Annotated in this window: 11 protein-coding genes; all 11 read left to right on the forward strand. The window is 51.3% G+C overall.

What is annotated here, in order from left to right; translation table 11 throughout:
* Positions 1–67 precede the first annotated feature (67 nt).
* A complete protein-coding gene (locus QQK89_RS13035) occupies positions 68–2,005 on the forward strand; it encodes a stage V sporulation protein D (protein WP_284239005.1) in 1,938 nt (645 codons plus the stop codon).
* A 125-nt stretch (positions 2,006–2,130) separates the two neighbouring features.
* Positions 2,131–3,618: a UDP-N-acetylmuramoyl-L-alanyl-D-glutamate--2,6-diaminopimelate ligase gene (locus QQK89_RS13040; RefSeq protein ID WP_284239006.1), complete on the forward strand. Its 1,488-nt coding sequence runs from the start codon at positions 2,131–2,133 to the stop codon at positions 3,616–3,618.
* On the forward strand, positions 3,615–5,027 hold the full coding sequence (locus QQK89_RS13045; RefSeq protein ID WP_284239007.1) for a UDP-N-acetylmuramoyl-tripeptide--D-alanyl-D-alanine ligase: 1,413 nt from the start codon (positions 3,615–3,617) through the stop codon (positions 5,025–5,027). Before QQK89_RS13040 ends, QQK89_RS13045 begins: the two co-directional genes overlap by 4 nt.
* 8 nt (positions 5,028–5,035) lie before the next feature.
* Positions 5,036–5,992, forward strand: a complete 957-nt coding sequence (mraY, locus tag QQK89_RS13050) for a phospho-N-acetylmuramoyl-pentapeptide-transferase (protein ID WP_284239008.1) — start codon at positions 5,036–5,038, stop codon at positions 5,990–5,992.
* 125 nt (positions 5,993–6,117) lie between these two features.
* Entirely contained in the window at positions 6,118–7,539 is a 1,422-nt protein-coding gene (gene murD / locus QQK89_RS13055) for a UDP-N-acetylmuramoyl-L-alanine--D-glutamate ligase (RefSeq protein WP_284239009.1), read from the forward strand.
* Positions 7,540–7,585: 46 nt separating this feature from the next.
* On the forward strand, positions 7,586–8,683 hold the full coding sequence (spoVE, locus tag QQK89_RS13060) for a stage V sporulation protein E (RefSeq protein ID WP_284239010.1): 1,098 nt from the start codon (positions 7,586–7,588) through the stop codon (positions 8,681–8,683).
* Positions 8,684–8,944: 261 nt separating this feature from the next.
* On the forward strand, positions 8,945–9,850 hold the full coding sequence (gene murB / locus QQK89_RS13065) for a UDP-N-acetylmuramate dehydrogenase (RefSeq protein ID WP_284239011.1): 906 nt from the start codon (positions 8,945–8,947) through the stop codon (positions 9,848–9,850).
* 15 nt (positions 9,851–9,865) lie between these two features.
* Positions 9,866–11,134: a UDP-N-acetylglucosamine 1-carboxyvinyltransferase gene (gene murA / locus QQK89_RS13070; RefSeq protein WP_284239012.1), complete on the forward strand. Its 1,269-nt coding sequence runs from the start codon at positions 9,866–9,868 to the stop codon at positions 11,132–11,134.
* Positions 11,135–11,218: 84 nt separating this feature from the next.
* A complete protein-coding gene (locus tag QQK89_RS13075) occupies positions 11,219–11,992 on the forward strand; it encodes a cell division protein FtsQ/DivIB (RefSeq protein ID WP_284239013.1) in 774 nt (257 codons plus the stop codon).
* A 226-nt stretch (positions 11,993–12,218) separates the two neighbouring features.
* The gene (gene ftsA, locus QQK89_RS13080; protein ID WP_284239014.1) at positions 12,219–13,466 is read left to right on the forward strand and encodes a cell division protein FtsA; all 1,248 of its coding nucleotides are present in this window, start codon (positions 12,219–12,221) and stop codon (positions 13,464–13,466) included.
* A gap of 17 nt (positions 13,467–13,483) precedes the next feature.
* The gene (gene ftsZ / locus QQK89_RS13085) at positions 13,484–14,614 is read left to right on the forward strand and encodes a cell division protein FtsZ (protein WP_284239015.1); all 1,131 of its coding nucleotides are present in this window, start codon (positions 13,484–13,486) and stop codon (positions 14,612–14,614) included.
* Positions 14,615–14,838 lie beyond the last annotated feature (224 nt).

Here is a 14,838-nt window from a genome sequence, read left to right on the forward strand (position 1 = left end):
CATCATAGGTTGGGAATGAGCGTCAGCGTATGCTCATCCTGAGGGTGAGGCGTGAGGGGGAACAAGGATGAAAGTATCAAATGTAACGTTGCGTCGCCGGTTGTTTATCGTGCTGCTGATTACCGTGGCGGCTTTCGCCGGTTTGGTCTTCCGGCTTGCTTACGTGCAGTTGTGGCAAGGGGAGAAACTTTCTGCGAAAGCAGAGGATTCCTGGCGGCGTGAAATTCCTTACAAGGCGAAGCGCGGAGAGATCTGGGACCGAAACGGAGTAAAGCTAGCGTATGATGTAAGTACGCCGTCCGTTCTGGCTATTCCCGTTCAAATTCCGGACAAACAGGCAACTGCGGCCAAGCTTGCGCCTTATTTGGACATGACGGAGGAAGCTCTCGTTAAGCTAATGTCCAAAAAGGAAATGATTGTGCAGTTAAAGCCGGGCGGCCGGAAAATGTCTCTCGACAAAGCCGAACAAGTCAGAGGCCTGCGACTGCCGGGCATCGTTGTTGCGGAGGACAATAACCGTTATTATCCTTATGGAAGCTTAGCGGCGCATTTGCTTGGGTTTACCGGGGTCGATAAAGGACTTACCGGGGTTGAAGCCAAATACAATGATCAACTCACGGGAATTGACGGCAATGTTTCTTTCTTGTCGGACGCATCGGGCAAGATCATGCCGAACTCATCGGATACTTATAAGGCGCCGCAACAAGGCTTAACGATGGAACTTACCATTGACCAGCAAATTCAATCGGTCATGGAGCGGGAACTGGATCAAGCGATGACAGCCCTTCAGCCTGACGATATTATCGCGATTGCGATGAATCCAAATACGGGCGAAATATTAGGCATGGCAAGCCGGCCTACTTATGAACCGGCTAACTTTAGGGAGTACCCAAGCGAAGTTTATAACCGAAATCTACCGATCTGGATGACTTACGAGCCAGGTTCGACATTTAAGATTATTACGCTCGCAGCGGCTATTGAAGAGAAGAAGGTTGATCTAAAGAACGAAACCTTCTTTGATCCCGGCGCCGTCGAGATCGGCGGAGCAAGGCTGCGCTGTTGGAAAAAAGGCGGTCATGGCAGCCAAACGTTCCTTGAAGTTGTGCAAAACTCCTGTAATCCGGGATTTGTAAACCTTGGCAATCGGCTTGGCAAAGAGAAGCTTTTCGATTATATTAAAAACTTCGGATTTGGTTCAAAAACAGGCATTGATATTCCTGGCGAAGCGAATGGTATTTTGTTCAAGCTGGATAAGGTTGGTCCTGTAGAGCTTGCGACTACCGCGTTCGGTCAAGGCGTATCGGTAACGCCAATCCAGCAGATTGCCGCCGTTTCGGCAGCGGTTAATGGCGGAACCTTGTATAAGCCGTTTGTTACTAAAGCTTGGATTAATCCGCAGATCGGAGAAACCGTGAAGCAGAATGAACCGGAAGCGGTCCGCAAGGTCATTTCCGAGGACACGTCGAAGCAGGTGCGAGAAGCGCTCGAAAGCGTCGTTGCCCTTGGAACAGGCGGCAATGCGTTTATTGACGGCTATAGAGTAGGCGGGAAAACGGGTACGGCGCAAAAAGTTATTAACGGACGTTATTCTCCCAACGAGCATATCGTATCCTTCGTTGGTTTTGCTCCGGCAGACAAACCGGAGATCGTCGTATACGTTGCGGTAGATAATCCGCAAGGCATTCAGTTCGGTGGCGTCGTAGCGGCTCCAATCGTACGCAACATTATGGAAGACGCCTTAACAATTTTGCAGGTGCCGCCACGCGACAAACAAATTGACAAGAAGCTGAAGCTCGGCGAGAACCCGATTGTGACGGTGCCTAACTTGGTTGGTCAATCGGTGTCCGATATTTACGAGGATATGAATATGAACTTCAACCTGTCGGCGGCCGGTTCGGGCAAGGTTGTCATCCGTCAGGCTCCGGCAGTAGGAGCAAGGGTGGAGAAAGGATCTACGATCCGTATTTATTTGGGTGATGAGGATGATCTAACAGATTCCCATTAACTTACGATGGTCAAGGAAGATGATAGATGCATCCTTCTTGACTTACTGTAGTCAAGGATGATGATATAAACCATCCTCCTTGACTATAATGAGAGATAAAGACCTACATATGGGAGGAATACAACATGCGATTAAGCGAATTGGCAGAACTGCTGATTACGGCGAAGCTGAGCGGATCGGGCGATATGGAGATAACCGGTATCGAGACCGATTCCCGCAAGGTGGAGCCTGGACAATTATTCATCTGCCTGCCTGGACATACGGTTGACGGCCACGCGTTTGCGCCGCAGGCGGCAGCCAAAGGCGCAGTCGCATTCGTCGTTGAACATGAGCTCGCGCTGGATGCGCCTCAGCTAGTCGTTAAGGACAGCCGCCTCGCTATGGCGGTATTGGCTGACCGGTTCTACGGGCATCCCAGCAGGGCATTGAATCTGATTGGCGTAACAGGGACGAACGGCAAGACAACAACGACTTACTTGATTGAACAGATCCTGAATGATCATGGGAAAAATTCAGGAGTAATCGGGACGGTAGAGATGCGTTATGCGGGCAAATCCTTCCCGATGTCCGGCACGACGCCGGAGGCGCTTCAGTTGCAGCGATATTTGGCCGATATGCGCAAGGAAGGCACGGCGTATTGCGCGATGGAGGTTTCTTCGCATGCCTTGGAACAAGGACGCGTGAAGGGCTGCCGATTCCGCACCGCCATATTTACGAACCTGACGCAAGATCATCTGGATTACCACGGTACGATGGATAAATACGCCGATGCGAAGGGGCTGTTCTTCTCCCGATTGGGCAATATTTACGCGGCAGACGAGCAAGACCGTTCCTATGCGGTACTGAATGCGGATGATGAGGTATCCAAGAAGTACGCCAAGCTGACTTCGGCGGAAGTGATTACGTACGGGATTGATCAGGAAGCGGATGTTTCTGCATCCAATATCCGCATTTCGCCGCAAGGCACAACCTTCCGGGTTAAGACATTCCGCGGAGAAGCGGATATCGCGCTCCAGATGGTCGGCAAGTTTAACGTATATAATGCGCTTGCCGCCATTTCGGCTGCGCTGATCGAAGGTCTTACGGTGGAACAGATCAAAGCTAGTCTGGAAGCCCTCCCTGGCGTGCCGGGCCGCGTTGAATCGGTTCAGGCGGGTCAGGAATTTGCCGTCGTTGTGGATTACGCCCATACGCCAGACGGTCTTGAGAACGTGCTGCGCGCCGTGAAGGAACTCGCTCCGCCTCGCTTGATATGCGTATTTGGCTGCGGCGGAGACCGCGACCGGACGAAACGCCCGATCATGGGCTCGATAGCAGCCCGCTATGCGGATTATGTGCTTGTCACCTCGGATAATCCGAGAACGGAAGAACCGGATCTTATTCTGAAGGATATTGAAGCTGGTCTTCTGGAAGACGGCGTATCCTCCGATCGGTATGAGCTGATGGTAGACCGCCGCGCCGCGATTGAAAAAGCGGTTGAAATGGCAAGCCCGGGCGATGTAGTATTGATTGCGGGGAAAGGCCATGAAACGTATCAAATTATAGGAAGCGTTACGCATCCTTTTGACGACCGTTTGGTGGCAAAAGAAGCGATAAGGGGATTATTACATTGATCAATCGTACATTGGAACAAGTAGCCGACATGTGCGGCGCTAGGGCCTATAAAGGCGAATCGATCCGAATTGCCGGAGTCAGCACGGATACGCGCAGCATCCAGACGGGGCAGCTGTTCGTTCCGCTCGTTGGCGATAACTTTGACGGCCATAACTACGTAGCGCAGGCGCTTCAACAGGGAGCGGCAGCTGCACTGTGGGAGACGAAGCGCGAAGTTCCGCAAGAGCTGGCGGATGCGCCGCTGCTTTTTGTCAGAGATACGCTGAAGGCGCTGCAGCTTCTGGCTACCTCCTACCGGGAGGAACTGTATGTCCGTGTCATCGGCATTACGGGCAGCAACGGCAAAACAACAACGAAGGATATGGTTGCCGCCGTGCTGGGCACTTCTTACAAAGTTCATAAGACGGCCGGCAATTTGAATAATCATATTGGACTGCCGTTAACCGTTCTGCAATTGGATGAAGAGACGGATGCGGCTGTTCTGGAGATGGGCATGAGCGGCTTTGGCGAGATTGAGCTGCTAACGAATATTGCCCGTCCTGATGTTGCGGTCATTACGAATATCGGAGATGCGCATCTGCTTCAGTTAGGCTCGCGCGAAGGCATCGCGAAGGCGAAGCTGGAAATCGCGCAAGGCTTGCATTCAGGCGGCGTTCTGCTGTATAACGGCGATGAGCCGCTGCTTGAAGCGGAATTGAAAGTAACGGCCCTGCCGGAAGGCATTCAGTTACAAACCTTTGGACTAGGCGAGTCAAATGAGTGGTCGGCTGCCGATATTGAGGTTGGCGCGGTTTCTTCGGCCTTTGCGGTTAAGCGCAAGGGACAGGAAGCAGTCTCTGCCCTTTATGCCATTCCCGTGCCCGGCCAACATAATGTGAGCAACGCGCTTGCCGCGATTGCGATTGGCCGCCGGTTTGGCATTTCGGAAGAGAAGATTCGCGAAGGACTTGTTAGCCTTGAATTAACGGGGATGAGAATTCAGCCGGTTAAAGCGCACAACGGGGCTATGATTCTAAACGATGCGTATAATGCCAATCCAACGGCCGTACGTGCCGCAATTGATTTGGTCGGGCAGCTGAGCGGCTTCCGGCGCAAATGGATCGTGCTAGGCGATATGCTAGAGCTTGGCCCGGAAGAAGAATCCCTTCATTATGATACCGGGGCTTATATTACGCCGGACAAGGCTGATGCCGTGGTCACTTGCGGACCATTGTCGCAGCACACGTCGGCAGGTGCATTATCTCGATTCCCGGCTGAAGCGAAGGATTATGACATTGTACATTTTGATGATAAAGGGAAGCTTGGAGAATGGTTGAAACAACAAGTGGAGCCTGGCGATTTGGTGCTTGTCAAAGGCTCGCGCGGCATGCGCATGGAACAGATTGTCCAAACTTTGGAAGCGAGGTGAGCTAAATAATGGACACGATGGTCATCTTATTCTCATTAGGTGCATCATTTTTAATAGCGGTTCTGCTTGGACCATTGTTCATTCCGCTTCTCCGGCGCATGAAGTTTGGACAGCAAATCCGTACGGACGGTCCGCAAAGCCATTTGAAGAAAAGCGGCACGCCAACGATGGGCGGCATCATTATTATGCTGGCCCTCCTGATTTCCTTCTTGAAATTTTCCGACAAAACGCCGGATTTCTGGGTGCTGTTCACAGCCTCGCTCGGCTTTGGTCTTGTCGGGTTCTTGGATGATTATATTAAAATTGTCTTCAAACGTTCGCTTGGTTTGACGGCGCGCCAAAAGCTGTTCGGACAGTTATTGTTCTCCATTATCGTATGTGCCGAGCTGTACAATATGAATCACAGCACGATGATCACGGTTCCGGGCACGTCATGGGGCTTTGATCTTGGATGGTTCTATTATCCGTTTGTGGTTATCATCCTGTTCGGATCCAGTAACGCGGTTAACTTTACGGATGGTCTGGACGGACTTTTGTCCGGTACAAGCGCAATTGCATTTGGTGCATTTACGATTATCGCGCTTCAATTGTCCGAACATGAATCGGCTATTTTCTCCGCTGCGATGGTAGGCGCGGTATTAGGTTTCCTAATCTTCAATGCCCATCCTGCCAAAGTGTTCATGGGAGACACCGGTTCGCTTGGGATAGGCGGAGGTATTGCGGCAGTTGCGATTCTGACCAAGACGGAGCTGTTGCTCGTTATTGTTGGCGGCGTGTTTGTTCTGGAAATGCTGTCGGTTATCCTGCAGGTGGGATCGTTTAAACTCCGCGGCAAACGGATTTTCAAGATGAGTCCGATTCACCATCACTTCGAGTTAATTGGTTGGTCGGAGTGGCGCGTTGTTACAACGTTCTGGTCGGTTGGTTTAATCCTTGCCGTGGTTGGACTTTTTCTTGCTCTATAAGCAATAATGGCTTGGTGCGTCTCCCGCCTGCTGCCTAATTGGCAGACTGGCGGGAGAGGGCAAGCTGAACATAACATAGACTACTAAGCGGCTTTCGCCGTTTCTTATACGAAGGAGTTGTACACATGAACCATCCGGCGACTTATCGGGATCGCCGCGTCGTTGTATTAGGTCTAGCCAGAAGCGGCGTGAGCGTAGCGAAAGTATTTCATGCTCTTGGAGCGGAAGTCATTGTTAACGATAAAAAAGAACGTGAACTATGCCCCGAAGCGGATGAATTAACTGCTTTGGGCATTTCTGTGCTATGCGGGTATCACCCGGATGACCTGGTTACCGGCGATACGGCGCTTTTGGTGAAAAACCCGGGCATTCCTTACACGGCTAGTCCCGTTCAGCAGGCCGAAACGCATGGCGTTGAGATTGTTACGGAAGTGGAAGTCGCTTATTGGTTGTCGGCGGCACCTATTATCGGAATAACGGGCTCTAACGGGAAAACAACAACGACCACCTGGATCGGCAAGCTGCTTGATGAAGCGGGCTTTAATCCTATCGTTGCCGGCAATATCGGCACGCCGCTATGCGAAGCGGCAGCCGAGGCGACGGAAGACAATTGGATCGTTGCCGAGCTCAGCAGCTTTCAGCTGAAGGGAACGTCCTCGTTCCGTCCGCGGGTAGCCATGCTGCTTAATATCGTTGAGACGCATTTGGACTACCATGGCGGCATGGAAGATTACGTCGTATCCAAGACGAAGCTGTTCGCCAACCAGACGGCAGATGATATAGCCGTTCTGAACTGGGATGATGCAACTTGCCGGGCTATTGCAGACACGGTTCAAGCTAAAGTTCTCCCGTTCTCGCTTTATGTGCGTTTGGACAAAGGGGTTTGCGTTGAACCGCCGTTTGAGAGAGGCAAAGAATCCGATGCTGCCCATATGATCGTATGGCGCAAGGAAGACGGAACGGAAGAGACGATTCTGCCCGTATCCGAGCTTGGTATTCCGGGCCGCCATAATGCGGCGAACGCGCTAGCGGCTATCGCTGGCTGCCTTGCGGCAGGGGTTGCTCCGCAAGCCATGGTGCCGGCTTTGAAGGGATTCAGAGGGGTCGAACACCGGCTTGAATATGCGGGTGAAATAAACGGCGTTCATTATTATAACGATTCCAAAGCAACGAATCCGACGGCAACAACGATGTCTGTTGGTTCGATGAGCGCCCCGATCATTCTGATTGCGGGCGGACTTGACCGCGGCTCTGATTATATGGAGCTGCTTCCGGTATTCCGCGACCGTCTGAAAGGACTCGTGGCGCTTGGCGAAACGAGAAGCAAGCTGGCGAAGGTAGCGGAACTTGCAGGTTTAACGAATGTACGATTGGTCGAACCTGAGGAGGACGCCGAATCTACCTTGCGGAAGGCGGTGCAAGAGGCAGCAGGACTTGCTGAGTCCGGAGATGCCGTATTGCTGTCGCCAGCCTGCGCAAGTTGGGATATGTTCAAATCCTTTGAGGACAGAGGACGCATTTTTAAAGAATCGGCGCATACCTTGTAAGTAGGGGGCTTGTCCCTACTTACGCTAAACAAGAGGTGTGTTTGCTATGGCCAAAGCCAGGTCCGCCCCGGACGTTTGGATGATCGTCTCTATCGCGCTTATCCTGACGATTGGATTAATAATGGTATATAGCGCGAGCGCTGTGCTTGCTTTCCATGATCACGGCGATAAATTCTATTTCGTGAAGCGTCAGCTTATATTTGCCGTATTAGGCGTGTTTGCGTTAACATTTACGATGAACATGAATTATCTGGTGTGGAAAAAATGGGCGAAGCTTGCGCTTATCATCTGCTTCGTTCTGCTTATTATCGTACTTATACCGGGGATCGGGGTTGTGCGAGGCGGTGCCCGCAGTTGGCTGGGGATCAGTTCGTTTGGCATACAGCCGTCTGAATTTATGAAGCTGGCGATGATTTTGTTTCTCGCCAAATGGCTGTCGGAGAAACAGCAGACCATTACTTTGTTTACTAAAGGGCTGCTTCCTCCTCTTGGCCTCGTTGGACTAGCTTTCGGCTTGATCATGTTGCAGCCTGACTTAGGGTCTGGCGCGGTGATGGTTGGAGCATCGCTAATCCTTATATTTGCGGCAGGTGCCAGGATCAGCCATTTGGCACTTCTTGGATCCAGCGGACTACTGGGACTAATAGGGCTAGTTATTGCCGAACCGTATAGGATGAAGAGGATTACGGGCTTTCTGGATCCTTGGGCGGATCCGCTTGGTACAGGCTATCAGATTATACAATCGCTGTACGCGATAGGGCCGGGCGGGTTAGTAGGGCTTGGGCTTGGCATGAGCCGCCAGAAATTCAGCTATTTGCCGGAGCCGCAGACCGATTTTATTTTCTCCATTATATCCGAAGAGTTGGGCTTTATTGGAGGCGCGGCGCTTATCCTGTTATTTATGATATTGGTCTGGAGAGGGATCCGGACGGCTATATCGGCTCCCGACACGTTTGGCAGCTTGCTGGCGGTAGGGATTACCGGGATTGTGGGCGTTCAGGTGCTCATTAACATTGGTGTCGTAATCGGCGCGATGCCGGTTACCGGGATCACGCTGCCGCTGATCAGCTACGGCGGATCATCATTGACGTTATTGCTTACCGCTCTTGGCATTTTGCTCAATATATCCCGTTATTCAAGATAATCGAGGGATTGCATATTGGCGTAAATGGCCGGCATGGCGCCGCCTTTCGAGGCGGCTTCCTGACGTCCATTTTTGTGTTTGCGCAGGTTGCCTGGGCGATTGTCACATTCAGTATGGAGAGGGCATAAGATACTCTATAAATCGTGACCGTCGCCCTGCTCGGGGCATTAGTCACTAACGCTATGGCAGACAGCAGCAGTGCTTAAGCCTACAGCGGAATCCGCACTCTCTCAACAAGAAGCTAAAAGGAGGTTCGACAACATGGAAAACTATATAACGGAATTGGAACAAGCAGGTCTCGGCCAACTCTTGTACAATGAGCCGCTTGCAAAACATACGACTTGGAAAATCGGCGGACCCGCTGATGTTCTGTTTATCCCACACGGCAAAGATCAGCTCGTGTCGGCCATCCGCCTGCTTCATAAGCATGGCGTACCGTGGACGAATCTGGGACGCGGCTCCAATATGCTGGTGAGCGACAAAGGTATTCGCGGCGTAGTGATCAAAACGAAAGACGGGTTAGATTACGTGCGTTTTGAAGGAACGCTCGCGCATGCGGGTGCAGCTTATTCGTTCATTAAGCTATCGGTCATGTCGGGCAAGGAAGGTCTATCTGGCTTGGAGTTCGCGGGGGGAATTCCGGGTTCGGTAGGCGGAGCTGTCTATATGAACGCAGGCGCGCATGGATCGGATGTGTCACGTATTTTTAGATCAGCTGAGATTGTGCTGGAGACAGGTGAATTGGTTCGATTCGATCGGGAGGCGATGCAATTCTCATATCGCCACTCTATCCTTCACGAGGTGAAAGGCGTCGTTCTAGAAGCTACGTTCGAGCTTGCAGAAGGAGACCGCAATGAGATAGCGGCAGTACTCGCGACTAACAAGGAACGGCGGTTACGCACGCAGCCGCTGCAGCTTGCATGCGCAGGCAGCGTGTTCCGTAACCCGACGGGTGATTTTGCTGCTAGATTGATTCAAGAGGCGGGTTTAAAGGGTGTTCGTTTCGGGGGAGCGGTAGTTTCGGAGCTTCATGCCAACTTCATAGTAAACACAGGGCAAGCGACAGCTGAAGACGTTCTCACCCTCATGTCGCACATTCAAGGTACGATAGCGGACCGCTACGGCGTTCAACTGGTGCCGGAAGTATTGGTGGTGGGTGAGCGGTAATTCGGAGGTGATACATTGGACAAATTGGTGATTGAAGGCGGGAAACCACTCTCAGGATCCATTGTTATCCAAGGAGCGAAAAATGCCGCTTTGCCGATATTGGCAGCCTGTATGCTTGCAGAAGGCACGTTAACCATTGAACATGTGCCAAGGCTGCGCGATATCGAAGTAATGCTTAACATTTTGCGCGAATTAGGATGCCGCGCTGAGCATGTGGGAGATACAGTTATTCTGAATACGGAAACTGCACATACCTCCCATGTTCCGGAATCGTTAATGGGGCAGATGCGCTCGTCGATCTTTTTGATGGGTCCGTTATTAGCTAGATTTGGAGAGACGCAGGTGTATCAGCCTGGCGGCTGTGCAATCGGTGAGAGAAAAATCGATCTTCACTTGGAAGGACTTAAAGCTCTCGGCGCAGAAATTGAGGAGATCGGCAACCGGATTATTTGCAGAGCGGATCAATTGCAAGGTGCTGATATTCATCTGGCCTTCCCAAGCGTTGGAGCAACGGAAAACATTATGATGGCAGCCGTGCTTGCCGAAGGACGCACTACGATTAGTAATGCGGCCCGCGAGCCGGAAATTCAAGATTTGCAAAAGTTTCTGAACGCGATGGGCGCAAAAATCATGGGTGCCGGAACGGATACCATTACGATCGAAGGGGTACAGTCGCTAACACCTTGTACGTATCAGGTAATACCGGACCGAATCGTCGCCGGCACAATTATGGTAGCAGCTGCCGCAACACGCGGTCAGGTGACTCTTTTAAATACAAACCCAGCGCATTTATCTTCCCTCATTCATGTACTCCGCCGGGCTGGTGTTCAAATCGCAGTTGACGGTGATATAATCAAAGTGGGCTGCCCCGGGCGGCCAAGAGCAGTAGAAAGAGTCGTAACGGCTCCGTACCCTGCCTTCCCGACCGATCTTCAGTCGCAGGTGATGGTGCTTCTTGCGCTGGCGGACGGTGTGAGCATTTTGAAGGAAACGATCTTTGAAGGGCGTCTGAAGCATGTGGATGAATTGACCCGCATGGGTGCCGATATCCGGGTGGATATGAATGCGGCCTTTATCCGCGGCGTACCGCGTCTGTACGGTGCAACCGTAGAAGCAACGGATCTCAGAGCAGGAGCGGCATTGGTCATTGCCGGATTGGCTGCGCAAGGCAAAACAATCGTTGAGCAAATCCATCATATTGACCGTGGCTATGATTGCATAGAGACCATGCTTGGCAGACTCGGCGCGCGCATTTCAAGGTATTCTCCTGTACCGAAGAGTTAAACGGTAATAATCGCAGCTGGATAGAAACGACCGGCCCTGCCAATAAGGAGGTCCGGATGTTTTTTTAGAAGGAAGGGACAAGTTATGAGCGAGCTAGTGCCTGTATTGAAAGAACCGGAGCAGCGAAAAAGAAAAGGAAGCCGCAAACTGCTTGCCGTTCTTTTTTTATTGTTTGTTATTCTCTTATCTGTATTATTTTTCAACTCATCGATTAGCAAGATTACGACGATAACAATAGAAGGCGCGCAATATACGTCCAAAAGCGATATTCAGGCAGCCACGGGCATTACCGCAGGAGACGCCTATTTCGGTGTGTCGGGGAGCGCAGTTGAAAGACGCCTCACCAAAGCTTTGAAGCCGATTCAAGAAGCAAGCGTAGTCAAGTCCTTCCCTGGCAATGTCAAAATTACGGTCAAAGAATTTCCCGTTGTTGCGTTTGAATTGTCCGCTAGCGGCGAAATGGCCGCTATTCTGTCGAACGGCACGAACGTTTCGGCATTAAGCGACGAATTTCTTATGGACAAGCCCGTGCTCTCCGGCTGGAAGCCGGACGACCCGAACCGTGCCGAGCTGACCAAGCAGCTGGGGCAAATCTCGGAAAAGCAACTATCGGACCTTTCAGAGATTATTCCGTTCCCTTCGAAGGCATATCCGGACCGGATCAAGATCTATACGCGAACCAAATTCGAGGTCATTACGGCTGTGTCCCTGCTCGCGGAGAAGATCGAAGCGCTCAACGCGGTAATCGAGACGCAGGAGCCTGGCAAAATAACGATGCTTCTCGCGGACACTTATGTTCCTTTTAATAGTAATGCTTCAGAAAATATGGAATCTGACCAAAAAGAGACTACTCAATAGGTTGAAAGAATGGTAGAATTTTATTCACAGATTTATGTATTTTCATAAGATGGTCAAGCATTCACTCACACACATAACAAGGGCATAAAAGGCCGCCACATTAGGGAAATGAAAATTTTGTAGAAAAAAGAGGGAATATATCAAAGGCGTTGAATATGTACAAGGACGAATGTTTAAACCCTATTCTTGTGTTTATTTTATTAGTTGAAACGGGAGGTGCCGCGGGTTGAGCAGTAACGACATCATCGTCAGTTTGGACATCGGTACATCCAAAGTTCGTGCTATTATTGGTGAAGTGAACAACGGATCCATTAATATTATTGGAGTTGGATCTGCCGACTCGGAGGGTATTCGCAAGGGAGCTATTGTAGATATTGACCAGACCGTGCAGTCGATTCGCAGCGCGATTGAGCATGCGGAAAGAATGGTTGGCATTCAAATATCAGACGTCTATGTTGGGATTCAAGGGAATCACATTGCACTTCAGACGAATCGTGGCGTTGTTGCAGTATCCAATGAGGATCGTGAAATAGGCGAGGAAGATATCGAACGTGTTATTCAAGCGGCCAAGGTTGTCGCGCTTCCTCCTGAGAGAGAAATTATTAATTTGGTACCGAAGCAATTTTTGGTTGACGGCTTGGAAGGCATCTCGGATCCTCGCGGAATGATCGGCGTAAGGCTTGAGGTTGAAGCGACCATTGTAACAGGTGCAAAGACGGCTATACATAACTTAATGCGCTGCGTAGAGAAGGCCGGACTGCAGATTTCGGGCGTGATCCTTATGTCACTTGCTTCTGGCGTCATGTCGCTTACGAAAGACGAGAAAACAATGGGAACCGTACTTACGGATATCGGTGCGGGTTCTACAACGATTACGATTTATGAGCAAGGCAGCCTTGCCGCGATATCGACATTGCCGATCGGCGGTGAATATGTCACCAATGATATCGCTTATGGACTGCGCACACAGTCGGAACAAGCGGAGAAGATCAAGCTGAAATACGGCTGCGCGTTTGTTGCCGATGCTGCTGAAGACGTGAAATTCAAAGTAACTCGCATGGGAAGCAATGTAGAGAAAGAGTTTTCCCAGGTGGATTTGGCTAGCATTATCGAGCCGCGCATGCAAGAGATTTTCCATCTTGTCCGTCAGGAAGTGCGCAATCTTGGTTACGGAGACAAAGTGAACGGATACGTACTCACTGGAGGTTCTGTGACGATGCCGGGTACGCTGGCGCTTGCGCAAGCGGAGCTGGAGTCATCCGTTCGCATCGCGTCGCCGGATTATATCGGTGTGCGCGACCCTGCGTATAGCAGCGGGGTAGGAATGATCCAATACGTGTCGAAATATATGGGAGTACGAGGAGCAGCAACAAGTACAGGGAAGAAAACGGCAAGCCGCAAGTCGGGTACCACCGCTTCATCCAAACCCGGTATGTTCGAACGGTTGAAAAATATGTTTAGCGAATTTATTTGATCGGGGGAAAATGGAAGATGTTGGAGTTCGATTTGGATCTAGAGCAACTCGCTCAAATAAAAGTCATTGGTGTTGGCGGCGGCGGTAGCAACGCGGTTAATCGAATGATCGAAAACGGCGTTAAAGGCGTCGATTTTATAACGGTAAATACGGATGCGCAAGCTTTGCATCTGGCAAAGTCCGAGCATAAGCTGCAAATCGGCGATAAGCTGACTCGTGGTCTTGGCGCGGGTGCTAATCCAGAGGTAGGCAAAAAGGCGGCTGAAGAGTCGAGAGAATTGGTTGTTCAGCAATTGAAAGGTTCGGACATGGTATTCGTGACGGCCGGCATGGGCGGCGGTACGGGTACTGGCGCAGCTCCGGTTATCGCCGAGATTGCGCGCGAATGCGGTGCTCTTACGGTTGGCGTAGTTACTCGTCCGTTCACGTTCGAAGGCCGTAAACGTTCCGCGCAAGCGGAGCTGGGTATCGAAGCGTTGAAGGAAAAGGTAGATACGCTGATCGTAATCCCTAACGACCGTTTGCTTGAGATTGTAGACAAGAAGACTCCGATGCTCGAAGCATTCCGCGAAGCGGACAACGTGCTTCGTCAAGCGGTACAAGGTATCTCCGACTTGATCGCGGTACCTGGTCTGATCAACCTTGACTTCGCGGACGTGAAGACGATCATGACGGAGCGCGGTTCGGCGCTGATGGGTATCGGTATCGCCACAGGCGAGAACCGTGCAGCAGAAGCGGCTAAGAAAGCCATCATGAGCCCGTTGCTCGAGACGTCCATTGACGGCGCTCGCGGCGTAATCATGAACATTACGGGCGGCAGCAACCTGTCCCTGTATGAGGTCAATGAAGCAGCCGAGATCGTTATCTCCGCTTCCGATCCGGAAGTAAATATGATCTTTGGTGCAATTATTGACGAAGATCTGAAAGATGAAATCAAGGTTACGGTTATTGCAACAGGTTTCGAGAGCAAGCCAACCGCTGCAACTCGCCGTGCGCCTCAGCCGCAAGCTGAGCCGGAAGCACGCCCGACACCGACGCCTGCGTCGGCTTCGCAGCAAGCTGCCCCGGTTAAGCCGTTTGGCGCATCGACTTCGAGCGACCAGCTCGAAATCCCCGCGTTCCTGCGCAACCGTCGCAACGACCGTTAATCTTATAACGCCTGACCGGTACTCCGGTCAGGCGTTATTTTTTTTGTAGATCAAGCTAACCAACCAAACGTGCAAACGTGGCACCGTAAGCTCCAAAGGCAGCTAACAGGGTGGAAAAGTAACTAATGCTGCTGCTGTAAGCTTCAAAAGAAGCTTACACAGGTCGACCAGGCTTGCGTTACATGCAACTGCCGCACCGTAAGCTCCAAAGGCGGCTAACAGGG

Origin of the sequence: Paenibacillus glycanilyticus, from assembly GCF_030161375.1 — a bacterium.
GTDB classification, from domain to species: Bacteria; Bacillota; Bacilli; order Paenibacillales; family Paenibacillaceae; genus Pristimantibacillus; species Pristimantibacillus glycanilyticus_B.